This is a genomic window from Pseudomonas sp. PDM24 (genome assembly GCF_019218905.1).
Lineage (GTDB): Bacteria > Pseudomonadota > Gammaproteobacteria > Pseudomonadales > Pseudomonadaceae > Aquipseudomonas.
The window spans coordinates 155,759-180,722 of sequence record NZ_JAHUWR010000009.1 but is presented as its reverse complement, the minus strand read 5'-3'; the positions used below and the strand labels follow the sequence as shown (position 1 = coordinate 180,722).

Below are 24,964 nucleotides of genomic sequence, written 5' to 3'. Positions count from 1 at the left end.
CGATCATCCCGCCTTCTCAGTCATGTGGGTGGCGTCCGCCAAGGTGTCCGGGCTGCAGCGCAGGTCACCGATCATCAGCACGTCGTTTTCACTGCGGTACTTGCCGGTATCGAGTCGGAACTGGCACAGCAACTGATCGGCGTAACGCACTTGCAGGGTCGGCGAGCCGGCGTTCATTTCCATGGAGAAGAACCCGTCCACTTCACTCACCCCGCGGCTGGCGTGGTTGATCACGTGATGGCCCTTGAGGGGACGGCCTTGTGGGTCGAGCAAACGACCGAGCACGGTCAGGGTTTTCATCACGCGCACCTTGCGGTACTCCACCCCGCCCTTGTTCAGGTGATAACGGGTGCGCGCCGGCTCGATGGTCGCCGCCGGGACGTGATTGCCTTCGAAGTCGAAACTCACCGAGCTGTTTTTGTAGGCGGTGATGGGGATGAAATTGCGCCCCGGGCGCAAGGCGGCGCTGCCGCCGCTGAGGTCGTCTGCACGCAAGGCGATGCCGTCGATATCGGACTCGACATCGACGATCATCCCGGCGCCCCGCCCCTGAGGCTGGCTGGTCATCACCATCTGCTGGGCGCCGATGGCAACCGTGCTGTCCAGGTTCAGGCCACCGGTAAAGTTGCCGTTGTAGGACGAGCGCTGCACAAACCCGTCGCCCCGGATCGTGTCGGTACTAAAGTTCGCCAGGCTCGACACGCCGACGCCATAGGTGTCGGTGAGTGCCGTCACCGAAACGCTCTGCAATATGTGGTCCTGCAGGTCTTTGCGGTAACCCAGGGAGGCGTTGTTGTCACGGCTGCCATCGCGCGCCGTGCGCGAACCGATGCTGCCGGATAGTTGTTGCCCCGGTGCCCCCAGCGCGACGTTGACACTCAGGTCGACGCCGCGATTACGATCATTGCCGCTGCTGTAGCTACCGGGACGATCGAACAGCGACAGGCGCCAACTGGCATCGCTGCCAAACAGCTCGCCGCGCTGCGTCCATCCCAGGTCCACGCCAACGCCTTCGACATTGCCTTCGCTGTGGGACACCCGCGCGTTGACCGAGCTTTTGCGACTGATGCGGTGGCTCAGCGCCAGGGATGAATTGCTGGTTTGGCCGGTGAACACATTTTGTTGGCGCACCCGGGTGCCGTCGGGCAGGGTGTCATAGGTGTAAGTGGTGTCGAGCCAGCTGCGGTTATGACTGACCACCAGGCTGCCAGAGCCATAGTTGTACAAGCCTTGCAGATCGACCCCGGTGCCATGGTCTTCGGTCTGATACACGTTGGCGTAAACGCTGAGGCTGTTGGCCAGGGTCCAGTCGATGGAGCTGCCGTATTGCAGTTTTTCGCGTACCTGACGCAACGACAGTCCGAGAATGGCCCTGGGGTGCAGCAGGTAGTTGATCGACGCGCCCGCCGTGGCATCACCACTGGTCTGTTGATCCCAGTTGCTGAACAGTTTGCGTTCCTGCCCGGCAAACAGGTTGTAGCGCCAACGCTCATCGACGTTGCGCCAGTTGTTCGGCTTGTACACCAGCTCCTGGGTCGTCGAGGTGATTTGACCGTCTTCGATCAGGCGTACTTCCACTTCGTAAATGCCACCGGGCAACGGCCGGGTGTCGAGGGTTTGCAAGCCGGCCGGCACCGATTGGGTATTGATCAGCAAACCGTCGCGGAAAATTTCCACCGAAGCCTGCCGGTTGGCAGTGACGTAGATCGGATAGACGCTCGGTTTCGGGGTATCGATCGCCAGGCTGTCGGAACTGCCGAACATCATGCCCATCGCAGTATCGGGGCTGGTGCCGAAAGTGCGCGGCTGGCGGGTCAGGCCTTCGGAATTGGGGGTAAAGAAGCCCAGGCGAAAGAAGCTGCCTTGCAATTCACGCTGGGTATGGAGTTCATGAATGGCGTGATAAAGCTTGTCATCGGGCCCACCGAGACGGGCCAGCTGCATGTTGAATGTCTGGCTCCAATTGCCCAGGCTGCCACTGGCCTCCAGGCCAAAACGGCCGCCCAGATCCTGTTCCTGCCCACCATTAAGGTTGAGCTGATTGCGCACGATCAAGCCACTGCTGCCGCCCTCGGGCTGGTCGTAATAGCGCTTGGCTTCGGTGTCGCGTTCGGCGTTTTCAGTACCGATGGACACCAATGAATTTTGCAGGTTGTAGTGGATCGCCTGCAGTTGTTCCGGACACGCACCCGTGCAGGCGCCAAGGGCCACGCCCGACTTCAGGTAAGTTGCCCAGGCATCACGTTCGACGGCACCAATGTTACTGTCACTGGTGTCGGTGAATTCAAGTAAGGTAATGCGATCATCGCGAGACAATATAATCATCGCCTCACCCAATGGCTGTTGATCAAGTTCAACCCGAACCGCTAACGGAACATCAAAGAAGTGTTCTTCGAAGTCCGCCGGCAAACCTTTGGCCTGAGACAACAAACTTCTCGGCGTATTAGCAACAGTGGCGGGCGCTGCAAATGCACTACTACAAAGCAGCAACGCAAGCGCAGCCGCGATGGGCGTCATCGGGAACATGAACACGTACTCTAATTACCAATAGATTAAAGCCCGGCCGGTAAAAAAATACTTACCGACCGGTTGCGTTACTTGGACAAGTAAGCGTTTCAGGGTCTTGCGTGACGCTTAGAGTGCAACAGGCGGAACAGCGTCATAAACGATGGCAACGGCGCCGGTGTAATCGCCCGCCGGGTGGTTGGAGCCCACCGCGCTGATGCGGATCGGTGCGCGATAGTTAACATCCGACTCCTGTTCACCGACAACCATTTGCGGCGTATTGGTGAGGGCAATGCCGTTGAACGCTACGACCAGATCAATCGTGTTGGCCCCACCGTAGAGACGTGGTGTCCCTTCTACACTGGCGTGAACCGAACCGTTGTTGTTGCGCACATCGAAAAAGCCGGTAATTGGCGTCAGAGTATTACCGCCTACGCCTGGGCTCATGTCCTGATCCTTATTGACCAGGTCTGGATCGACAGGAACCACGTAGAAACCGTTTTCCGGAACGGTGGCGATCAGACTGATGGAATGCCGTGCTTCCCCTGCGGCAAAAACCACAGAAGAACTGAGTGCCAGAATGGCCAGTGGAGCAGTCATCGCAATTTTCTTGAACATCATCTAATACCTGTCTTTTTATCTAAGGATTGGCTCATTGAAGTCCGAAAGCCTGTGATCGGCCATATAACCGTCAGAGGTTTTGTTGAACTTTCAATGCCGGAAGATCATCAAGCAATCCCTCCCGAAAGTAAGCAGGCAACTTCTGATGAGCGTGTAGCCAAATGGACATGGCTGCAGCGTGAAAAAACCCGACATATTGAAATAATCAAACAGTGACTGTAAGAGACGGACTACAAATCATGCAAAACACGACCTGCCTTACTTGTGCAATACCGTGCAATTTCCGTAAGACAAGTACCACACTCCCTGAAATTAAAGGTTAATGTCCACGTATTAGAGAGTTAACACTAATTCTCTGTAATTAACAGGCGCGAGAATATGAATTCCTTTGTGTTTTTTCCTCGTCGGATTGTTTTTTCGTCCCGAGCACAGAGGCGCCGTTGGTCTGAAGCGCTTGCTCCGGCTTTAAGATATATCTTACGTTGTATCTAAACACGACGAGAGCAAGCAAAAATGAGAGACCATCATTCCCCCCACCGCGAACACGGCGAAGGCCGCGACGGCTTCGAGAAACGCCCCGGCCCTGGCCGCGAACGTGGTGGGCGCGGCCCACGGGTATTCGCCCCCGGCGACCTGAAATTGCTGCTGCTGGCACTGATCGCCGAGCAGCCGTGCCATGGCTATGACCTTATCCGCCAGATCGAAAGCATGTTCGACGGCGCCTACAGCCCCAGCCCCGGTGTGATCTACCCAACCCTGACCTTCCTTGAAGAAAGCGAAATGATCCTGGGCGATGCCGAAGGCGGAAAAAAACGCTACAGCATCACCGACGCCGGACGTCTGTCTTTAAGTGAACAAGCGATTGCCCTGGACGGCGTGCGCATGCGCATCGAAGTCAGCAAGCGCTCATTGCGCGGCCATGACCGCCCCGCCGAAATTCACGAAGCGGTGCACAACCTGCGCCATGCCTTGCAAATGCACCATGGTCGCTGGAGCCCGGAAGAAATCCTGCGAGTGCGCGACCTGCTCAACAACACCGCCAAGGCCATCGTCGATGGCCCCGCTGTTCAACCTGTTCAGGAGAAAGCCGAATGACTGACGTGATCCTGCAATCCCAATCCCAATCCATTCACCGCGTCATGCATGAGCTCAAACGCCGTCGCCTGAAAGTGTTGCGAGTGGTCGACCTGACGCCGCGTATGCGCAGGATTACGCTGGGTGGTCCTGAGCTGGCAGGCTTCGTCAGCCTCGGAACGGACGACCATGTAAAACTGCTGTTCCCGCAAAATGCCGAGCAAGAGGCAGCGCTGGAAAACCTGGTGCTGGGCGCCGGCAAAGACAACGGCCCGTTGCCCGAAATGCGTGACTACACCCCGCGCCGCTACGACCTCGACACCCTGGAACTGGACATCGACTTCGTGCTGCACGGCGATGGCCCTGCCTCGACGTGGGCCGAGCAGGCCAAACCTGGCCAGTTCCTGCACATCGGCGGGCCGCGGGGCTCGATGATCGTGCCGGACATCTTCGACAGCTACCTGCTGATTGGCGACGAAACCGCCTTGCCCGCCATCGCCCGCCGGCTCGAAGGCCTGGCTGCCAATCGACGTGCGCTGGTGATCGTGGAAGTGGAAAATGGCGCCGAACAACAACGCCTGGAAAGCGCCGCCCAGGTCGATGTGACCTGGGTGCTGCGTGAGGGAGGCAAAAACAACCTGCTGACCACCGTGCAACAGATCAAGGTGCCCGATGGCAATCTATATGCGTGGGTGGCAACTGAGTCCAAAGTGTCGCGGCAGATCCGCCGGGTATTGCTCGATGAGCATGGGCTGGATGAGCAATTCGTCAAAGCGGTCGGCTACTGGCGACTGGATGACAGTGACGAGGAATAACAGCAATTCATATTGTGGCGAGGAGCTCAGTCATCCCGCGATCCGTAGCAGCTGGCGCAGCCTGCGTTCGGCTGCGAAGCAGTCGTAGAACCTGAGCACTCGATTTACCTGATGCTATACGTTGTCTGACTTTACGACTGCTGCGCAGCCGAACGCAGGCTACGCCAGCTGCTACAAAGTGCGTGTAGTGGCTCGCCACCGATCCAACCCAATCACCACCAGCGCAATCAGCACAAACCCCACAAACAATCCCCCTGCATTCACAAACACCTGTGGATAACCCAGCTTGTCCACATCAATGAACGGATAGGGATAAACCGCCAGCAGATGCCCGCGCCATAACGCATAGCCGAAGTACACCAGCGGATAGATCATCCACAGCGCAATGTGCCGCAGGCGCAACGTACCTTTGGGCACACAGAACCACCAATAAACCAGAAACAGCAGCGGCATGACGTCATGCATCAGCTCGTCGGCCAGCCATTGCCAGCCTTCGGGATGCCATAAATGACGCAGTAACAGGCTGTACGCCAAACCGACCACGGCGATGCTCACCGCAATTGCACTGCTAACCCACGGCTGTAAAAACCAGCGGCGCGCAGCGGATTCGCGGGACGTCAGTTCACAGGTCAGCACCACCGCCACCAGCGTGTTGGTCAGCACGGTGAAGAAACTGAAAAAACTCACCAGCCCACCCAGCAGACTGGCCGCGATACTCCAGCGGGCATAGAGAATCAGGTACATCTGAATGCTCAAACCCGCCCAGCCCAGAATCGCCGCCACGGCAACACAACGACGCCTCGCGGTCGAGGGTATGACCATGCTCAGACCGGTCGCTTGGTGCGCATCAGCTTCACGTACAGGCGTTCGACCTTCTCCCGCGCCCATGGGGTTTTGCGCAGGAATGTAAGGCTCGACTTGATGCTCGGGTCACTCTTGAAGCAGCGAATATCGATACGCTCGGCCAGCCCCGACCATTCGTAGTGCTCAACCAGGGCGTTGAGGATTTGCTCCAGCGTCACGCCGTGCAGGGGGTTGGTGTTCTGTTCGGTCATGCCGGGCCTTCGAGCGATGAAAGGATGGGAAGCCGCGCACCTTAGCGGAGGCTTTCGCCCGGTGGAAGAGCTCCGGACAGAGGCATTCGTCAGATGCTGAATTAACTGTAGGCGAGTTGGCCATCATCTGAGGGGCAAACGTCAGGAGATACTGCCAGGACTCAGTAATAACGACGCGGGTCCGAATCGATCAGACTGGCCAGCTTGGTCAGGGCAAACCTCAATTCGTCCTGGCTGGTGGGCGACATCAACACCAATCGCACGCAGCGGGTAATGCCGCTACGTTCGGCCTGGAACTGGGTGCCACTGAGGACCAGCACACCGTTGGCACGGGCCAGCATGGTGAATTCGTCACTGGTCCAGGGTTCGGGCAACGTCAACCAGACGTGGTAGGAATACGGCTGGGTCTTGAGCTCGAAATTGGCGAAGATTTCCTGAGCAATCGCCTGCCGCCCGGCGGCTTCGTTGCGCTGAATACGGATCAGCTTTTTATCCAACCCCTGCGTGATCACATTACTGGCCAACTGAGCGGTCAATGGCGACGGCATCCAGACGCTGCTGCGTACCATGGAGGTCAGGCGTGACAGCAGTTTCGGCGGGCTATAGAGATAGCCAATCCGCAAGGCCGGCATGACCGACTTCGACAGACTGGTCAGGTACACCGAACGATCCGGGGCAAACGCCGACAGCGGTTTGATCGACGGGTCTGTGGCCAGAAAACCGTAGATGTCATCGTCCAGAATGATGAAGTCGAACTCATCGGCCAATGCCGCGATCTGCGCCCGACGTTTTTGCGACATGATTGCGGCCGTCGGGTTCTGACAGGTCGCCACGCAGACCAGCATCGCCGGTTTCTCACGCTGGCACAGTTCGCGTAACGCTTCGGGAATGATCCCTTCATCGTCCATTGGCACGCCACGCAGACGTCGTTCCAGCCCATGGGCAAGGGAAATGATGCCGGGGTAGCACAGCGCCTCGCAGAGCACCAGATCACCGGCGTTGGTCAGCGCACTCATCGCGACCATCAAACCATGCTGTGCGCCGGCGGTGATCACCACTTGCTGCCATTGCGCATCGGGCAACGAATGGCGCAGCCATTGCGCGCCCGCCTCGCGATGAGCCGGATGACCGCCATCGGGTGCGTAATCGAGGGCATGGGCAAAATCCGTGCTTTTGGCCATGTCCACCAATGCTCCGCGCAACCAGTATTCCAGGGTTTCGCTGTAAGGCTTGATGATCGAAAGATCCAGTAATTCAGACTGCCCAAGATTCAGCGAGACGGCACTGTTGCTGGCCGGCAATTCCAACTGCTTCTGGTTGAGTACATAAGTGCCACGCCCCACTTCCCCCTGCACCAGACGCCGCCGATGGGCTTCGCTATAGGCACGGCTGATGGTACCGGGCGTGACATTCAGCGTGTTGGCCAGCTCCCGCAGAGTCGGCAGACGATCACCTTCGTTCAGCACGCCGTTGCTGATATCGCGCGCCAACGCGTCGGCAATCGACAAATACATCGGCTGGCTGAACTCGCTTAGCTGAGGAACCCACATGAATGATCACTACCATCGTAGAAATGATGAATATCCGAGCATATCACATGGTGGTTAGGCAACTAATAAATTGAGTCGATTGATTCGGCGATTTAATCGAAAATCATTTTTCATAAAAAATATTTTTCAACAGCAATATTTATTTATAAATCAAATAGTTATTTGGAAAAAATCTGACAAATACCCCTTGATAGCAAAAAAACATCTCGTAACAACCTTCTCGCCTATTGAATCAACTCAATTCATTCAAATACACTCATCTCGAATCGAGTCAATCGACTCAATCTCAATTCTGAATCACCGCGTGCCCGCCACGCCAAGTCGAGACATCATGGACACACTCAGAAAGGATCTATCCCTGTCAGCGGTCATTGCAGGCTTCATCGCCGTGATCATTTCCTATGCCGGCCCGCTGATCATCGTGTTTCAGGCGGCCCGGGAGGCACACCTGCCCAATGATCAAGTGTCGTCCTGGATCTGGGCGATTTCCATCGGCAGCGGCATTACCGGTCTGTTATTGAGCTGGCGTTTGCGGGTTCCGGTGATTACGGCTTGGTCGACACCAGGCGCGGCGTTGCTGGTGTCGATGCTGCCCACGGTCTCCCTGCCCGAGGCCATCGGCGCCTATGTGGTGGCTTCGGTGATTATCGCGGTGGTCGGCCTGTCCGGTGCGTTCGACAAACTGATGAGTCGCCTGCCAAAAGCCATCGCCGCCGCCATGCTCGCCGGCATCCTGTTTCGTTTCGGCGCCGAACTCTTCACCTCGATCAAGCTGCAGCCGAGCCTGGTGCTGTCAATGATCGCGGCGTACCTGATCTTCAAACGCTTTTCACCGCGCTACGCCATCCTGTCGGTATTGATTGTCGGCTGCGCCGTGGCCGCCTCGTTCGGTGAACTCAACACAGGTTCGATCACCATCGATGTCGCCCACCCTATCTTTATCGCCCCGCAGTGGAGCTGGCACGCGATCATCAATATCGGCCTGCCGCTGGCCCTCGTCACCCTGACCGGGCAGTACGTGCCGGGCATGGCGGTGTTGCGCACCTCGGGCTACAACACCCCCGCGCGCTCGATCATTTCGGTCACGGCCATCGGTTCAGTTTTGATGGCGCCCTTCGGCTCCCATGGCTTTAACCTTGCGGCCATCACCGCCGCTATCTGCACCGGCCGCGAAGCCCATGAAGATCGCGACAAGCGTTACATCGCCGGGATCGCCTGCGGGGTGTTCTACATTCTGATGGGCACCTTCGGCGCGACCCTGGCTTCGGTGTTTTCTGCCTTGCCCAAAGAGCTGATCGCCTCGCTCGCCGGCCTGGCCCTGTTCGGGGCGATCAGCGCCGGGCTGACCGGCGCCATGGCTGACGAGAAACAACGTGAAGCGGCGCTGATCACCTTCCTGGTCACCGCCTCGGGCATGAGTTTCCTGGGGCTGGCCGCTGCATTCTGGGGGCTGATCTTCGGGCTCGTGGCACATTTCGTACTGACCTACACCCGAGAAAGCAAAGCCAGCACCGTGGCCGAGGGCAGCCGACCATGACCGCTCGTTACGACTTCATCGAGGTCGGCGGCGCAATAGTCTCAAGGGCATGCGCGCGGTAACGGCCAGCGAGGGCTGTTGCCGTATCACGCACCAGCCCCCTTGGCCGAAGCACTTATTGAAAGGAAGACTCCATGAGCCTGAAGAGTTTAGACCCTACCCTCGCGCGCCTGATCGGCCGCGAACGCAACCGCCAGGAAACCCACCTGGAACTGATCGCCTCGGAAAACTACGTCAGCGAAGAAGTGCTGGAAGCCCAAGGTTCGGTGCTGACCAATAAGTACGCCGAAGGCTACCCGGGCAAGCGCTATTACGGCGGCTGCAAGGTGGTCGACGAGATCGAAAGCCTCGCCATCGAACGTGCCTGCAAACTGTTTGGCAGCGAATATGCCAACGTCCAGCCGCACTCCGGTTCCCAGGCCAATCAGGCCGTGTTTCTCGCTGTGCTCAACCCTGGCGACACGATTCTGGGAATGTCCCTGGCCGATGGCGGCCACTTGACCCATGGCGCCTCGGTAAACTTCTCCGGCAAGTTCTACAACGCGTACTCTTACGGCCTGGAAAAACACAGCGAAACCCTCGACTACGCCGAGATGGAAGCCCTGGCCCGGGAACACCGGCCGAAAATGATCATTGCCGGTGCCTCGGCGTATTCCAGAACCATCGACTTCCAGCGTTTTCGCAAAATATGCGATGAAATCGGGGCATACCTGATGGTCGACATGGCGCACTACGCCGGACTCATCGCAGCCGGCCTGTACCCCTCGCCGGTCGGCATTGCCGACTTCGTCACCTCGACCACTCATAAAACGCTGCGCGGCCCACGGGGCGGTCTGATTCTGGCTAAACGCGAACATGCGGCGTTGCTCGACAAGACGATATTCCCGGTCTATCAGGGTGGACCTCTGATGCACGTCATCGCCGCCAAGGCCGTAGCGTTCAACGAAGCCCTCGGTAATGAGTTCAAGCACTATCAGCAACGCGTCATCGACAACGCCAGGACCATGGCGAACATCCTTACTCGACGAGGCGTGCGGGTGGTGTCAGGTGGCACCGATTGCCACATGTTCCTGCTCGATCTGCGCACGAAGAACATCACCGGAAAAGATGCCGAGGCGTTGCTCGAGAGCGCCCACATCACCTTGAACAAGAACGCGATCCCCGACGATCCGCAAAAACCTGCGATCACCAGCGGCATTCGCATTGGCACACCCGCCCTGACCACGCGGGGCTTTGGCGAAGCCGAGTGTGCCGAAGTGGCCAACCTGATTGCCGACCTGCTTGAGCAACCGACCAATGCGGCGCTGCTGGACAATGTCCGTCGACGGGTGATGCATTTGTGTGAGTGTTTCCCGGTCTATCTGTTGAATTAACGGCACTGAAACATAAGGGGGCGGACGCTTGAGTCCGCCTTTTTTTTGGCACCACCTGGCACTGCGGCGACCGGTCGCAACCGACTGTTACGAAATCCGAAATGATCCATGTCAGTAAAAGCCCTTTCTCTATGTGTAACAGAACATTATCCTTACGCCCGTCCAGCTGAAACGCTTCTCCCCTGCTGCATTCCCGCTGCGTTCAGTTCACCCCTTAGAAAAAAACCAAGAACTCCTTCTCTATGCCTGATTTTCAAACTCCGCGAGACAGCGCTGTCTTACTCTCTGTGGCCAATCGAAAAGCCCTCATCCTGATGGGCGGATTCACCGCGTTGGGTCTCGCCACCTGCATCCAGGCTGCGCCGGCCTTCGATAGCGATTCACCGTGGATGCTCGGTGACTGGAACGGCACGCGTACCGAACTTTCGGAAAAGGGCTACGACTTCAAGGTCGATTACACCGGTGAAATGGGCAGCAACCTGCACGGTGGCTATGACCATGACCGCACCGCTCGCTACAGCGACCAGTTCGGCTTTGGCACTCATCTGGACTTGCAGAAAATTTTGGGCTGGGACGACGCTGAATTTCAGCTGACCATCACCGAGCGCAACGGCAACAACATCAGCAACGACCGAATCAACGATCCGCGGGTCGGCGGTTTCACCTCGGCTCAGGAAGTCTGGGGTCGCGGCCAGACCTGGCGCCTGACGCAGATGTGGTATCAGCAGAAATTCTTCGATCAGAAGCTCGACATCAAGGTTGGTCGCTTCGGCGAGGGCGAAGACTTCAACAGCTTCCCCTGCGACTTCCAGAACCTGGCGTTCTGCGGTTCCCAGGTCGGCAACTGGGTGGGCGACATCTGGTACAACTGGCCGGTCAGCCAGTGGGCGATGCGCGTCAAATATCACCTGACGCCGCAGTTGTACGCGCAGGTCGGGGCTTACGAGCAAAACCCGTCCAACCTTGATCGCGATAATGGTTTCAAGCTCAGCGGCAGCGGCACACAGGGCGCGATCCTGCCGGTGGAGCTGGTCTGGACTCCGAAATTCAATGGCCTGCCGGGTGAATACCGTGCCGGTTATTACTACAGCAATGCCAAGGCCACCGATGTCTACAAGGACAGCAACGGCCAGCCAGCAGCCCTCAGCGGCGAGGCTTATCGCAGCGCATCGAGCAAGCACGGCGTATGGCTCGGTATTCAGCAGCAGCTGACCAGCCGCGCCAGTGACCACTCTCGGGGCCTGAGCGTGTTCGCCAATGGCACGATGCACGACAAGAAAACCAACGCCATCGACAACTACGTCCAGGCCGGCGTCGTCTATAAAGGTTTGTTCGATGCCCGCGCCCGGGACGACATCGGTTTTGCCCTGGCCCGTGTCCACGTCAACCCGGCCTTTCGCAAGAACGCCGAGGCTACCAATCAGGCCCGCGCCGTCTTCGACTACGACGACCCATCGTTCCTGCCACCGCAAGACACCGAATACAGCAGCGAGCTCTATTACGGCGTGCACGTCACGAACTGGCTGACCGTGCGCCCGAACCTGCAATACATCCGCCACCCCGGTGGCGTGGACAAGGTCGATGACGCGCTGATTGGCGGGATCAAGATCCAGTCGTCGTTCTAAGAATCACCACAAATCCTTGTAGGAGCGAGGCTTGCCCGCGAAGGCGATCTATTAATCAGCATCTTTTGTTGAATGTTAATCCGTCTTCGCGGGCAAGCCTCGCTCCTACAAGGGAATGCGGCGTCCAACCGTTTTTTATATGAACCCTGCCCGCGCCAGATCGTCATCTACAGTGAACTTGCGCGGGACTACTTAAAACGTCACGGAGAACCACACTATGAGCGCTGATGGTGCTTTCAGTCGAAGCCGTCTGCTGCCGAGCCTGCTCGGTATCGTGCTTCTACTAATGGGCCTGGCCTTGCTGGCCGGGGGGATCAAGCTGAGCATGCTCGGCGGCTCGCTGTATTACCTGCTGGCCGGTATCGGCCTGATGCTGACCGGTGGGCTGCTGCTTGCCGACCGTTATGCGGCGCTGAGCCTGTACGCGGTGGTGCTGTTCGCCAGTACGGTCTGGGCACTGTGGGAAGTCGGCCTGGACTGGTGGCAACTGGTGCCACGTCTGGCGCTGCTCTTTGCCCTCGGTATCGTCATGCTGCTGCCATGGTTCCGTCGCCCGTTGCGTACCGGCGAGTTCAACCCGGTCGGCACCGGCGTGCTGAGCGCTGCCGTGGTCATCGCCGGTATCGCTGCGCTGGCCAGCCTGTTCACCAACCCCGGTGAAATCAAAGGCGAACTGGATCGTGACGCCGTGCCTGGCATGAGCAACACCGCCCCGGCCATGCCCGATGGCGACTGGAACTCTTACGGCCGCAGCGCCCATGGCGATCGCTACTCGCCTCTGGCGCAGATCACGCCGCAGAACGTCAACAAACTGGTGCCCGCCTGGACCTACCGCACCGGCGACCTGCCTGGCCCGAACGACCCGGGCGAAACCACCGCCGAAAACACCCCGCTCAAAGCCAACGGCATGCTCTATGTCTGCACGCCGCACAGCCAGGTGATCGCGCTGGACCCGGACACCGGCAAGGAACTCTGGCGTTTCGATCCGAAGCTCTCCACGCAGAACGCGGCGAACTTCAAGGGTTGGGCGCACATGACCTGCCGTGGCGTGACCTATCACGATGACGCCGCCTATGCTTCCGAGCAGAGCCCGACCGGCACTGCCAACGCGCCAGTGGCCAGCGTCTGCCCGCGCCGGATCTTCCTGCCGACCGCCGACACCCGCCTGATCGCCCTGAACGCCGACACCGGCAAAATGTGCGAAGACTTCGGCAACGGTGGCCAGGTTGACCTGACGACCAACATCGGTGAATTCACCGCCGGCGGTTATTACTCCACCTCTCCACCGGCGGTCACCAAAGACCTGGTGGTGATTGGCGGCCACGTGACCGACAACGTTTCCATCGACGAACCAAGCGGCGTGATCCGCGCATTCGACGTGCACACCGGCAAACTGGTGTGGAACTGGGACAGCGGCAACCCGGACGACACCACGCCGATTGCCGAAGGCAAGGTCTACACCCGCAACTCGCCGAACATGTGGTCCATCTTCAGCGTCGACGAAAAACTCGGCATGATCTACCTGCCGATGGGCAACCAGACCCCGGATCAGTTCGGTGGCGCACGCACCCCTGAATCGGAACTGCACGCCGCCGGCCTGACCGCGCTGGACATCGCCACCGGCAAGGTGCGCTGGCACTTCCAGTTCACCCACCATGACCTGTGGGACATGGACGTCGGTGGCCAGCCAACCCTGATGGACCTGAAAACCGCAGACGGTGTGAAACCGGCAGTGCTCGCGTCCACCAAGCAAGGCAGCATCTACGTGCTGGACCGCAGCAATGGTCAGCCGATCGTGCCGATCAAGGAAATCCCGGTGCCGCAAGGCGCTGTGGAAGGCGACTACACTTCGCCGACCCAACCGATGTCCGACCTGAACTTCGTGCCGCCGACCCTCAAGGAACGCGACATGTGGGGCGTGACCCCGTTCGATCAGATGCTGTGCCGGATCGACTTCAAATCCCTGCGCTACGACGGCATGTTCACTCCGCCGTCGCTGCAAGGCTCGATCGTTTATCCCGGTAACTTCGGCGTGTTCGACTGGGGCGGCATCTCGGTTGACCCGGTGCGTCAGATTGCTTTCGTGAACCCGAGCTACATGGCGTTCAAATCGAAACTGATCCCGGCCGCCGAAATCGCCAAACAAGGCCCTCGCGTCAGCGAAACCGAAGGCGTGCAGCCCAACAAAGGCGCGCCTTACGGCGTGATCCTCGAAGCCCTGTTGTCGCCAATGGGCTTGCCGTGCCAGGCACCGGCATGGGGTTACGTGGCGGCGGTCGATTTGACCACCAACAAAACCATCTGGATGCACAAGAACGGCACCGTGCGCGACAGCTCGCCGGTTCCAATTCCTCTGAGCATGGGTGTACCGAGCCTGGGCGGGACCTTCACCACTGCCAGTGGCGTGGCCTTCCTGAGCGGCACCCTCGACCAGTACCTGCGCGCCTACGACGTGAAAAACGGCAAGCAACTGTGGGAAGGCCGCCTGCCAGCAGGCGCGCAAACCACACCGATGACCTACACCGGCAAAGACGGCAAGCAATACGTGCTCGTTGTTGCGGGCGGTCACGGATCGCTGGGCACCAAACAGGGTGACTATGTGATTGCGTACAAACTGTCGGAATAAGCGGTAGCGGCAGTTAAAGCAAAGGCGACGCCTGTGAGGGGGTCGCCTTTTTTTGTGGGCGTGTCCCGTCCTGAAATAGGTTTACACCTGTTTCAGGACTAGACAGCGCTGCAATCCCAACACCCCCAAAATCCCTGTAGGAGCGAACTGTGGCGAGGGGGCTTGCCCCCGTGGGGCTACGAAGTAGCCCCAAAACCGCTGATGAACCAAAGATCTGGTGAGTGCTACGCACTCAAACGGGGGCAAGCCCCCTCGCCACAGTTCGCTCCTACAGCTGATTGTGGTAGTCAGAGATATCCGCGCATGTCCTACAGACGTGGTGATTTTTTGAGAACTTTCCGACAGGTTTTGACAGTTGTCGCTCGGAAGTGGCATGGATAGGCTTTGGGGGTCGCTGCAAATCAGCGACCGGGCGTCGCGGCCTGAATTAGCTTACTTGGTGCATAATCACCGGCCCCAATCGACGTTCCTGTCGTTTGGTCTCATGGTGGCTGTGCGCGGGATACCTTCGGGTATGCCGAGTTTCCAAGTAGCTCGGTCCGCGAACCTGCGTACAGCTGCCACCCCCCATCGCGTCGCGGCGATCAGTGGCAGCTCCATTACTTACTTGGAGCTTCATCATGTTCAAAGAAACACCGAATCTCCCAGAAACCGACAACGTTTCGCCCTACGAATCCAACGATTCAAAAAAACTCCACGACGCCGCTAACCGCGCGCTCGATCACTACCTCAACCCCTCTGCCCTCAAAGCCCCCGTGACCCGCAAGCCGAGCACGATGTACATGGTTGCGCCGGATATCAAAGACGAAGACCTGTTGGCCCACACCTGTGAATCGTTGGCCCAGGCCAGTGTGATGGCGAGTGATATTGCGGGCTATCTGGAAGGGCCGCACCGGCACACGGTGATGGCGATTCAACAGATCGTCATGCTGGCAGAACTGGCGGTGAACCGGATGCTGGATAACGTTGCCATACCAAAACCTGCGCCACACAGCTAATCCCCCTGTAGGAGCGAGGCTTGCCCGCGAAGACGGCCTGATATTCAACATTGATGTCGCCTGACACGCCGCCATCGCGAGCAGGCTCGCTCCCACAATTGAATCGTGTATATCTGCAAGGAATTGGTCGGCTGTCAGGCCGTCTTCGCGGGCAAGCCTCGCTCCTACAAGTGGGTCGGCGTATGTCTGCGAGAGATTGGGCGGCTGTCAGGCCACCTTCGCGAGCAAGCCCGCTCCCACAGTGGAGCGGCGTACACCCGCCCCTCACCACTCAACAGGCCGAGCGTTAGCTCGCCTGCAGCTTTTGATCTTGATCCACCCGCCCCTTCGGGAGGCCTCGTTCCGGTGTTCATCTGGGGATTGGCGCGCAGCGCCGTTCGACGCAGTCGAACCCATCGCATGTAGGTCGTAGCGAAGCAGACCGTAGGGCGATGCCCCCAGATGGATACCGGAACGAAGGAACGCCGAGCCTCAGCGAGGGGCCGGACGCTTGGGGCGAGACCTTTTGGGTACTTTTGGGGCGTTTGCCAAAAGTGCCTCGCCGTAAGGGCGAAACCATAAGCCGCCGTTACCGCAGCAACGGATATGTACACAACCCAACCAAAGCATGGTCGGCCCAAAGGCCGCCAAGTCCAAACACCTGTCAAAACCCTGAACACACAAGCTGAAATATCCAGGCCCATTGAAACCACCCCCCACCTGCCCCATCTAAGACCCATACCCTATTGCGCAGGTGCCCCATGACCGACCAGCAAGAATTCCCCGAAGACACGAGCGAATACACCGAAACAGACAACGTCGAACACCACTCCACCGGTAAAGGCCTCGCCCTGCCTGGCCAGAACCTGCCGGACAAGGTCTACATCATCCCGATCCACAACCGGCCTTTCTTCCCGGCGCAAGTATTGCCGGTGATCGTCAACGAAGAACCGTGGGCCGAAACCCTCGAACTGGTCAGCCAATCCGACCACCATTCCCTGGCCCTGTTCTTCATGGACACTCCCCAGGAAGACCCGCGCCACTTCGACACCAAAGCCCTGCCGGAATACGGCACCCTGGTCAAAGTCCACCACGCCAGTCGCGAAAACGGCAAACTGCAATTCGTCGCCCAAGGTCTGAGCCGGGTGCGCATCAAAGCTTGGCTCAAACACCATCGCCCACCGTACCTGGTGGAAGTCGAATACCCGCACCAGCCCACTGAGCCGACTGATGAGGTCAAGGCCTACGGCATGGCGCTGATCAACGCGATCAAGGAACTGCTGCCGCTCAACCCCCTGTACAGCGAAGAGCTGAAGAACTACCTCAACCGCTTCAGCCCCAACGACCCGTCACCGCTGACCGACTTCGCCGCCGCCCTGACCTCGGCCACTGGCAGCGAGCTGCAAGAAGTGCTCGACTGCGTGCCGATGCTCAAGCGCATGGAAAAAGTCCTGCCGATGCTGCGCAAGGAAGTCGAAGTCGCGCGCCTGCAGAAAGAAATCTCCGCCGAAGTGAACCGCAAGATCGGCGAGCATCAGCGCGAGTTCTTTCTCAAGGAACAACTCAAGGTCATCCAGCAAGAACTGGGGCTGACCAAGGATGATCGCAGCGCCGACATCGAGCAGTTCGAGCAACGTCTGACGGGCAAGGTGTTGCCGCCTCAGGCGCAGAAACGCATTGAAGAGGAAATGAACAAGCTGTCGGTCCTCGAGACCGGTTCACCGGAATACGCGGTGACCCGCAACTACCTCGACTGGGCGACCTCAGTGCCGTGGGGCGTGTACGGCGAGGACAAACTCGACCTCAAACACGCGCGCAAGGTGTTGGACAAACACCACGCCGGCCTTGATGACATCAAGGACCGCATCCTCGAATTTCTCGCGGTCGGTGCCTATAAAGGCGAGATCAGCGGCTCTATCGTGTTGCTGGTGGGCCCGCCGGGCGTGGGCAAGACCAGCGTCGGCAAGTCCATCGCCGAAACCCTGGGCCGGCCGTTCTATCGCTTCAGCGTCGGCGGCATGCGCGACGAAGCCGAGATCAAGGGCCACCGCCGCACCTACATCGGCGCGCAACCGGGCAAACTCGTCCACGCGTTGAAAGACGTCGAAGTGATGAACCCGGTGATCATGCTCGACGAGATCGACAAAATGGGCCAGAGCTACCAGGGCGACCCCGCCTCCGCGCTGCTGGAAACCCTCGATCCGGAACAGAACGTCGAATTCCTCGACCACTACCTGGATTTGCGCCTGGACCTGTCGAAAGTGCTGTTCGTCTGCACCGCCAACACTCTGGATTCGATTCCCGGCCCGTTGCTGGACCGGATGGAAGTGATTCGCCTGTCGGGCTACATCACCGAAGAGAAAGTCGCGATCGCCAAGCGTCACCTGTGGCCGAAACAGCTTGAGAAAGCCGGCGTGTCCAAGGGTAGCCTGAGCATCAGCGACAACGCATTGAAAGCCTTGATCGATGGCTACGCCCGTGAAGCCGGGGTGCGCCAGCTGGAAAAAAACCTGGGCAAACTGGTGCGCAAAGCCGTGATGAAGCTGATCGACGAACCGAAAGCGGTGATCAAGCTCGGGCCGAAAGATCTGGAAGCCTCACTCGGCCGACCGGTGTTCCGCAACGAACAAGTGCTGTCCGGCATCGGCGTGATCACCGGGCTGGCCTGGACCAGCATGGGCGGCGCGACCCTGCCGATCGAAGCCACGCGCATTCACACCCTCAACCGTGGCTTCAAACTCACCGGGCAACTGGGGGAAGTGATGAAAGAGTCGGCAGAAATCGCCTACAGCTACGTCAGCTCCCATCTGAAGCAATTTGGCGGTGATCCAACGTTCTTCGACGAAGCCTTCGTTCACCTCCACGTACCGGAAGGCGCCACGCCGAAAGACGGCCCGAGCGCCGGCGTGACCATGGCCAGCGCCCTGCTGTCCCTGGCCCGCAATCAGCCACCGAAAAAAGGTGTGGCCATGACTGGCGAACTGACGCTGACCGGGCATGTCCTGCCGATTGGCGGGGTGCGTGAGAAAGTCATCGCGGCGCGGCGGCAGAAGATTTTCGAGTTGATCCTGCCCGAGCCTAATCGTGGAAGCTTTGAAGAACTGCCGGATTATCTGAAGGAAGGGATTACCGTGCACTTTGCCAAGCGCTTTGCGGATGTGGCGAAGATATTGTTCTGATAGTTATGTAGTGCCTGTGCGATTGCTTTCGCGGGCAAGCCTCGCTCCTACAGTGTTTTGCGTCGTTCACAAAAAATGCGAACAACGCACAACCCCCGTAGGAGCGAGGCTTGCCCGCGAAGGCGTCAGCCCTGACACCCCCATTCTCGGATTGTCACACTTTGTCTCATCTTCAGTTATGCTCGCCGTTCGTCGTGAATGCCGGAGCCGCTGACTTATGTCCCCCACCCGCCTGTTGATCCCGCTCGCCCTTGCCCTGCTGAGCGCTTGCGCCACGCAACCGAAACACAACGTGACCGTGGAAAAACAAAGCGAATGCCCGGTGCAACTGAACAACGGGCAAAACCTGATCCTGACCCTGCCCAGCAACCCGACTACGGGTTACCGCTGGACGATCCAGGATTCGGCCGGTGGCGTGTTGCGCGCGCTCAGCCCCGAGGTCTATAGCAACCCGGAAGACGCCGGGATTGTCGGCAGCGCCGGCCTCTCTACCTGGCGCTTCCAGGCCTTTGCCACCGGCACTGGTCGGTTGCGGCTGACGTATTCACAACCATGGGCACCAGAAGTACCGGCGGTGAAAACCTTCGACTGCGCCATTGCGGTTAACTGATCGTGGGCTGGCTGATTCTGGCGCTGATGGGCGCGGTGACCTTTCTTTATGGCCTCAGCGTGCATGCCGCGTTGCTGTGCTTGCTGGTCAAACCGTTGCCGGTGCTGGCCCTGCTCGGCTGGTTGCATGATGCGCCGCCCAGCGACTATCGACGCTGGATCAGCCTGGGGCTGATTTTCTCCCTGATCGGCGACGTGTTGCTGGCATGGCCGGGGGATTTGTTCGTGTTTGGCCTTGGGGCGTTTTTGGTCGCGCATCTGGCGTATCTGAAGGCTTATTTGAGCGATTGCCGGCGTCTGGCGCTGTTGCCGTTGATCCTCGCGTTGAGCGTCGGCGCGGTACTGCTGGGGATTCTGATTTCCAATGGTTTGGGTCCGTTACTGGTCCCGGTAATCGTTTATGGCCTGGCCATCAGCGCGATGCTCTGGCGCGCCCTGGCCCGACTCGGCACCGACGTGCCCAAACGCTCGGCGCTGCTGGCGGCAGCGGGCGCGCTGGCGTTTGTGTTTTCTGACAGCGTGATTGGCATTAACCGTTTCGTATCACCATTTGCCGCCGCGCCATACGTGATCATTCTCAGCTATTGGCTGGGGCAGTGGGGTATAACAGCGTCGGCTTTCAATAAAGACAAATAGCAACTAAGCCAGTTTTATAACCATATTATCGACGAGTGATCCCGAAACATTATAAAAACCTATCAGATTCGACAGTAGCTCAGATTTTCCAGCCTACTTACTATTCAGTGGCGTTATCCAACCCCGAACGTAAACCAAGGAAGAAAATCATGAGTCTTTTTAAAAGCAAAAACTCGACACTTTCTCTAGATCCCTTTATCAGCGTCAACTGCGATATTGAAGCCACGGTTTCAGGCCGCGTAAAGCTTCATACTCAAAATATCCAGTTCGATAAAGACATTAACAGCAACTTGATTGCTTTTATCGGTCGTTCTTATGAAAACGGCTTTAACAACTCCAAAAAAGGGATGTTTTTTATTTATTCCAAGGATATTCAGTCCGGCACCTATTCACCCACAGACTCAAACTTTCCATTTGACACATTACATTATTATGAATCTGGAGCTAGCGATGACCTTGCGACTTTTTACACTTACAAACCCGAAAGCGGCACTGTTACAGTCGAAGTAGTCGAGAACAACTCCACGGCATTGCGCTACCTCATCACCTTTGACTTCAAAGGCAAAGACAGCAGGACCGAACAGCTGCATATCGTTGGCAAAGCCGAATTCAACGTTTTCATGCGTACTTTATGATCTCGCTCTAGACAATGAATGACCAAGTCCCGCTTTTCGGCCTGGTCATTCATTTGCCTTTTCCAAATGCCCTCTGCAACCAAGGCCCCATTTTTCTCCCTTCGCAAATTCCCCACGCTTTATCAGACAACCCGCGCATCCCCCCGTCAATTTGGCTAAAATGCCAGCCTTTTCCACCCATGCCGCTGGAACCGCCGTGAGCAAAGAATCCGATCGTCTTTTCGCCCAGCCTTTGGCCCAGGTGCCTGACTTCGCCTTTAACGAGGACGTGGTGCGGGTGTTCCCGGACATGATCAAGCGCTCGGTGCCGGGTTATCCGACCATCGTGGAAAACCTCGGCGTGCTTGCCGCGCAGTTCGCCCAGCCCAACAGCGTGCTCTACGACCTGGGCTCGTCGTTGGGCGCAGTAACCCAGGCCCTGCGCCGTCACGTGCGCACCGACGGCTGCCGCGTCATCGCTGTGGATAACTCCGCAGCCATGGTCGAGCGTTGCCGTGAGTACCTCAACGGCCAGGACTCGATGTTCCAGGAGTTGCTGCCGGTGGAAGTGATCGAGGGCGATATCCTTGCCCTGGAATTCCAGCCAGCTTCGGTGGTGGCGCTGAACTTCACCCTGCAATTCATTGCCCCGGACCAGCGCACCGCGTTGCTCGCGCGCATCCGCCAGTCGTTGTTGCCCGGTGGCGCGCTGATTCTCTCGGAGAAGCTGCGCTTCAACGACCCCGAAGAACACGCGCTGCTCACCGACCTGCACGTGGCCTTCAAACGCGCCAACGGCTACAGCGAACTGGAAATCGCCCAGAAGCGCAGCGCCATCGAAAACGTCATGAAGCCCGACAGCCTCGAAGAACACCGCGAACGCCTGCTGGCCGCCGGGTTCTCGAAAGTCGTGCCGTGGTTCCAGTGTCTTAACTTTGCCTCGTTGATTGCCTTGCCATGATTGATCTGTCCCCCCTCGCCCGCCGTCTGGCCGGTACTCCGCTGGCCGAATGGGCCAACACCCTGCAAGCGCAACTCGACAAGAAAATGGAAAAAGGTCACGGCGACCTGGAACGTTGGCAGAGCGCGCTGGACGCGTTGCCGAAGATTCAACCGAGCGAAGTCGATTTGTTGAATGGCTTGAAACTGGACACTGATTGCGACGTTGAGACCCGCGCACAAATGCGCACCGCACTGATGGGTTTATCGCCCTGGCGCAAAGGCCCGTTCGACTTGTTCGGCGTGCATGTCGACACCGAATGGCGCTCGGACTGGAAATGGTCGCGAGTCGCGCCACATCTGGATTTGAAAGGCAAACGCATCCTCGATGTCGGCTGCGGCAACGGTTATTACATGTGGCGCATGCTCGGCGCCGGGGCCGACAGTGTGATTGGTGTTGACCCGAACTGGCTGTTCTTCTGCCAGTTCCAGGCCGTGCAGCGTTACCTGTCCGAGCCCAATGCCTGGCACTTGCCGTTTCCCTTTGAGGATCTCCCTCCCAACCTGGAAGGCTTCGACACCGTGTTTTCCATGGGCGTGTTCTACCACCGCCGCTCGCCGATCGAGCATTTGCTGGCGCTGAAGGATTGCCTGGTCAAGGGCGGTGAACTGGTGCTGGAGACGCTGGTGATCGAAGGCGATCAACAGCAGGTGCTGGTGCCGGAAGACCGTTACGCGCAGATGCGTAACGTGTGGTTCCTGCCATCGGTGCCGGCGCTGGAACTGTGGCTGCGCCGCGCAGGCTTCAGCGATGTGCGTTGCGTGGATGTGAGCGTCACCACGGTCGAGGAACAACGCGGGACGGAGTGGATGAAGTATCAGTCGTTGAGCGATTTCCTTGATCCGCAGGATCACAGCAAAACCATCGAAGGGCTGCCGGCGCCGATGCGCGCAGTGATCGTCGCCCGCAAGTAAAACACCGATCTCCCTCACCATGGAGATCAAAATGTGGGAGCGGGCTTGCTCGCGAATACGGACTAACATTCAACACAGATGTTGACTGACCCACCGCATTCGCGAGCAAGCCCGCTCCCACACTGGATTGGTGTTTTAGTCTGCTGGCTTGGCTCTTCTGGCCTTGAAAAAATCGCTCAACACCGCGCCACACTCCTCCGCCAACACCCCGCCCTCATACAACACCCGGTGATTCAAAAAGCCTTGGGTAAAGAACTGACCCTGGCTCTGCACAATCCCGGCCTTGGGTTCCAGCGCGCCATACACCACCCGCGCAATCCGCGAATGCACGATCAGCCCGGCGCACATGCTGCACGGCTCCAGGGTCACGTAGAGCGTACTGCCCGGCAGGCGATAATTGCTGGCGGCCTGGGCGGCAGCGCGGATCGCGACCATCTCGGCATGGGCACTGGGGTCGTTGCCGCTGATCGGGCAATTGAAACCGCGCCCGATGATTTCACCGTCCTGCACCAGCACCGCGCCCACCGGCACTTCACCCAGCGCCGCGCCTTGAGCGGCCAGGGCCAGGGCTTCGCGCATGAAATCACGATCACGGCTGCGGTCGATAATCGCTGCGGGGCGAATCTGACGCATCACGCCACCTCGATGGCGGCCATCAGGCCGGTTTCCATGTGGTCGATCACATGGCAGTGGAACATCCAGACCCCGGGGTTATCCGCCACCAACGCCACTTGCGCACGCTCGTTCTTGCCCAACAGGTAGGTGTCGGTGAAGTACGGGATGACCTTGTGCCGGTTCGAGGCGATGACTTTAAAGCTCATGCCGTGCAGGTGAATCGGGTGCTGATACTGAGTCATGTTCTTCAATTCGAAAATATAGCTTTTGCCCTTTTCGAGCTTGGCAATCGGTCGATCGGCGCAGGTCTTGTCGGTGATGTCCCAGGCCTTGCCGTTGATCTGCCACAGGCTTGGCGGCTTGCCGTTTTCGACATTGACCGACACCGAGCCTACCCATTCAAAATTGAAGTTGAGTTTCTCGGCATTGGCCAGGTCCGGCTCGGCCACCGGGTTGGCGGGCAGCGCCGGCGGCCACGCGGTCGGCGCGTCGGTATTGGCCACTGAGCGAAAGGTGCCCAGGCGTACCGGGCCGTTGCGCAGGGACAATTCTTCACCGGCCGGCGGTGCCTTGATCGCCAGGCAAATGCGCATGCCAGGCCCCAGCCAGTATTCCTTGCCCAATGGGCGTGGTTCGATGGGATTGCCATCCAGCGCATAGATCTGCGCTTCGACGCCGGGGATGTTGAGGCGGTACGTCAGCGTATTGTCGAGGTTGAGCAACCGTACGCGAGTGATCTGCCCGGCAGGCAAGTCGATCACCGCTTGCGAGACGCCATTGATGGTCGACAAGCCCCCCGCCGTGCCGCCACGGGCCGCTTCGCGAGGAATGCTGAACGCGACGAAAGCGCCCTCTTCATCGACGTGCCAGCTCTTGAGGCTCAAGGTCTTTTCGTATTTGAAACCGGTGGGCTCGCGCTCTTCAATGATCAGCGGGCCGACCAATCCGCGACCGAGTTCTTCGCTGCTGTTCACGTGCGGGTGATACCAGTAGCTACCGGCGTCGGGCACGCGGAATTTGTAGTCGAAGTACTCGCCCGGCAGCACCGGCAATTGCGAGACGTACGGCACGCCGTCCATTTCCAGCGGCAGGCGGATGCCGTGCCAGTGGATGGTGGTGGCGACTGGCAAATGGTTGATGAAGCGCACCCGCAACCATTCGCCCTGACGAACACGCAACTCGGTGCCCGGCGCCGACGGGCCAAACGCCCAGGCCGGGGTCTTGTGCCCGGCCACCAGTTCGACGTCCAGTGGTGCGGCGATCAGCTCGTAGTCATGGCCGGCGTCTGCATCGGCCATTTTGCCCAGCCAGTAACGCGACGCGCCACCAGCCCCCACGCCAACCACCACAAGACCGGCCAGACCACCGAGTATTTGTCGACGGGTAAAGGACATGAACTCAACTACCTCACGTATCAGCCACAGGCGCGGAGCCTGCAAAAGGCGAATACGATACACCTGCGGTTGAGAAACAGTAAGGGCAGCGCGGCGGATGGTCACAGCCGGTGGTGAACCCTTTAAAAGATCGCAGCCTTCGGCAGCTCACATTTGATCGGCGTACACCCTGTAGGAGCTGCCGAAGGCTGCGATCTTCTGGGGCTCGCGCGATGTGCCTGATGCAATGCGATTACAGAATTTAG

General features: G+C 58.7%; 20 protein-coding genes. 13 read left to right on the top strand and 7 right to left on the bottom strand.

Features of this window, described 5'->3' with window-relative positions; translation table 11 throughout:
* Positions 1-3: 3 nt before the first annotated feature.
* Both KW837_RS25695 and KW837_RS25690 read right to left on the bottom strand, forming a co-directional pair.
* Positions 4-2,526 carry a CS1-pili formation C-terminal domain-containing protein gene (locus KW837_RS25695; protein ID WP_218398985.1) on the bottom strand — a complete coding sequence of 841 codons (2,523 nt, stop codon included), beginning with the start codon at positions 2,524-2,526 and terminating at the stop codon, positions 4-6.
* A 108-nt stretch (positions 2,527-2,634) separates the two neighbouring features.
* On the bottom strand, positions 2,635-3,126 hold the full coding sequence (locus KW837_RS25690) for a CS1 type fimbrial major subunit (RefSeq protein WP_218398984.1): 492 nt from the start codon (positions 3,124-3,126) through the stop codon (positions 2,635-2,637).
* A gap of 513 nt (positions 3,127-3,639) precedes the next feature.
* Here KW837_RS25690 and KW837_RS25685 point away from each other — a divergent pair.
* Positions 3,640-4,221 (top strand): PadR family transcriptional regulator, encoded by a 582-nt coding sequence (locus tag KW837_RS25685; RefSeq protein WP_008072292.1) that lies wholly within the window; start codon positions 3,640-3,642, stop codon positions 4,219-4,221.
* Complete coding sequence (locus tag KW837_RS25680) at positions 4,218-5,015, top strand: siderophore-interacting protein (RefSeq protein WP_218398983.1); 798 nt, start codon at positions 4,218-4,220, stop codon at positions 5,013-5,015. The genes KW837_RS25685 and KW837_RS25680 overlap by 4 nt, the downstream gene beginning before the upstream one ends.
* A gap of 171 nt (positions 5,016-5,186) precedes the next feature.
* Here the strand turns inward: KW837_RS25680 and KW837_RS25675 are convergent, their stop codons facing one another.
* The 3 genes from KW837_RS25675 to KW837_RS25665 all read right to left on the bottom strand — a co-directional run bounded on the left by KW837_RS25675 (position 5,187) and on the right by KW837_RS25665 (position 7,620).
* Positions 5,187-5,837 (bottom strand): Pr6Pr family membrane protein, encoded by a 651-nt coding sequence (locus KW837_RS25675; protein ID WP_218398982.1) that lies wholly within the window; start codon positions 5,835-5,837, stop codon positions 5,187-5,189.
* A 2-nt stretch (positions 5,838-5,839) separates the two neighbouring features.
* Positions 5,840-6,070 carry a VF530 family DNA-binding protein gene (locus KW837_RS25670; RefSeq protein ID WP_007941719.1) on the bottom strand — a complete coding sequence of 77 codons (231 nt, stop codon included), beginning with the start codon at positions 6,068-6,070 and terminating at the stop codon, positions 5,840-5,842.
* Positions 6,071-6,231: 161 nt separating this feature from the next.
* Positions 6,232-7,620, bottom strand: coding sequence for a PLP-dependent aminotransferase family protein (locus tag KW837_RS25665; RefSeq protein WP_218398981.1), 1,389 nt, complete (start codon positions 7,618-7,620; stop codon positions 6,232-6,234).
* Positions 7,621-7,951: 331 nt separating this feature from the next.
* On the opposite strand from KW837_RS25665, the gene KW837_RS25660 reads away from it, so the two are divergent.
* The 11 genes from KW837_RS25660 to cmoB all read left to right on the top strand — a co-directional run bounded on the left by KW837_RS25660 (position 7,952) and on the right by cmoB (position 22,710).
* A complete protein-coding gene (locus tag KW837_RS25660; RefSeq protein ID WP_123500600.1) occupies positions 7,952-9,157 on the top strand; it encodes a benzoate/H(+) symporter BenE family transporter in 1,206 nt (401 codons plus the stop codon).
* A 134-nt stretch (positions 9,158-9,291) separates the two neighbouring features.
* Complete coding sequence (glyA, locus tag KW837_RS25655; RefSeq protein WP_218398980.1) at positions 9,292-10,530, top strand: serine hydroxymethyltransferase; 1,239 nt, start codon at positions 9,292-9,294, stop codon at positions 10,528-10,530.
* A 242-nt stretch (positions 10,531-10,772) separates the two neighbouring features.
* Entirely contained in the window at positions 10,773-12,155 is a 1,383-nt protein-coding gene (locus tag KW837_RS25650; RefSeq protein ID WP_218398979.1) for a carbohydrate porin, read from the top strand.
* A gap of 217 nt (positions 12,156-12,372) precedes the next feature.
* On the top strand, positions 12,373-14,781 hold the full coding sequence (locus tag KW837_RS25645; RefSeq protein WP_218398978.1) for a glucose/quinate/shikimate family membrane-bound PQQ-dependent dehydrogenase: 2,409 nt from the start codon (positions 12,373-12,375) through the stop codon (positions 14,779-14,781).
* Positions 14,782-15,401: 620 nt separating this feature from the next.
* Positions 15,402-15,779: a DUF6124 family protein gene (locus tag KW837_RS25640; protein ID WP_218398977.1), complete on the top strand. Its 378-nt coding sequence runs from the start codon at positions 15,402-15,404 to the stop codon at positions 15,777-15,779.
* A gap of 740 nt (positions 15,780-16,519) precedes the next feature.
* Positions 16,520-18,937, top strand: coding sequence for an endopeptidase La (gene lon, locus KW837_RS25635; protein ID WP_218398976.1), 2,418 nt, complete (start codon positions 16,520-16,522; stop codon positions 18,935-18,937).
* Between the two features lie 217 nt (positions 18,938-19,154).
* A complete protein-coding gene (locus KW837_RS25630; protein WP_218398975.1) occupies positions 19,155-19,547 on the top strand; it encodes a protease inhibitor I42 family protein in 393 nt (130 codons plus the stop codon).
* A 2-nt stretch (positions 19,548-19,549) separates the two neighbouring features.
* Complete coding sequence (locus KW837_RS25625; protein ID WP_218398974.1) at positions 19,550-20,182, top strand: lysoplasmalogenase; 633 nt, start codon at positions 19,550-19,552, stop codon at positions 20,180-20,182.
* A 149-nt stretch (positions 20,183-20,331) separates the two neighbouring features.
* Positions 20,332-20,817, top strand: coding sequence for a hypothetical protein (locus tag KW837_RS25620; protein WP_218398973.1), 486 nt, complete (start codon positions 20,332-20,334; stop codon positions 20,815-20,817).
* Positions 20,818-20,977: 160 nt separating this feature from the next.
* Positions 20,978-21,757: a carboxy-S-adenosyl-L-methionine synthase CmoA gene (gene cmoA, locus KW837_RS25615; RefSeq protein ID WP_218398972.1), complete on the top strand. Its 780-nt coding sequence runs from the start codon at positions 20,978-20,980 to the stop codon at positions 21,755-21,757.
* On the top strand, positions 21,754-22,710 hold the full coding sequence (gene cmoB / locus KW837_RS25610; RefSeq protein WP_123500586.1) for a tRNA 5-methoxyuridine(34)/uridine 5-oxyacetic acid(34) synthase CmoB: 957 nt from the start codon (positions 21,754-21,756) through the stop codon (positions 22,708-22,710). The genes cmoA and cmoB overlap by 4 nt, the downstream gene beginning before the upstream one ends.
* Before the next feature lie 135 nt (positions 22,711-22,845).
* Here cmoB and tadA read toward each other — a convergent pair whose 3' ends face one another.
* Together tadA and KW837_RS25600 are read right to left on the bottom strand one after the other, a co-directional pair.
* Positions 22,846-23,343 carry a tRNA adenosine(34) deaminase TadA gene (gene tadA, locus KW837_RS25605; RefSeq protein ID WP_192345563.1) on the bottom strand — a complete coding sequence of 166 codons (498 nt, stop codon included), beginning with the start codon at positions 23,341-23,343 and terminating at the stop codon, positions 22,846-22,848.
* A complete protein-coding gene (locus KW837_RS25600) occupies positions 23,343-24,719 on the bottom strand; it encodes a multicopper oxidase family protein (protein WP_218398971.1) in 1,377 nt (458 codons plus the stop codon). Before KW837_RS25600 ends, tadA begins: the two co-directional genes overlap by 1 nt.
* Between the last annotated feature and the right edge of the window lie 245 nt (positions 24,720-24,964).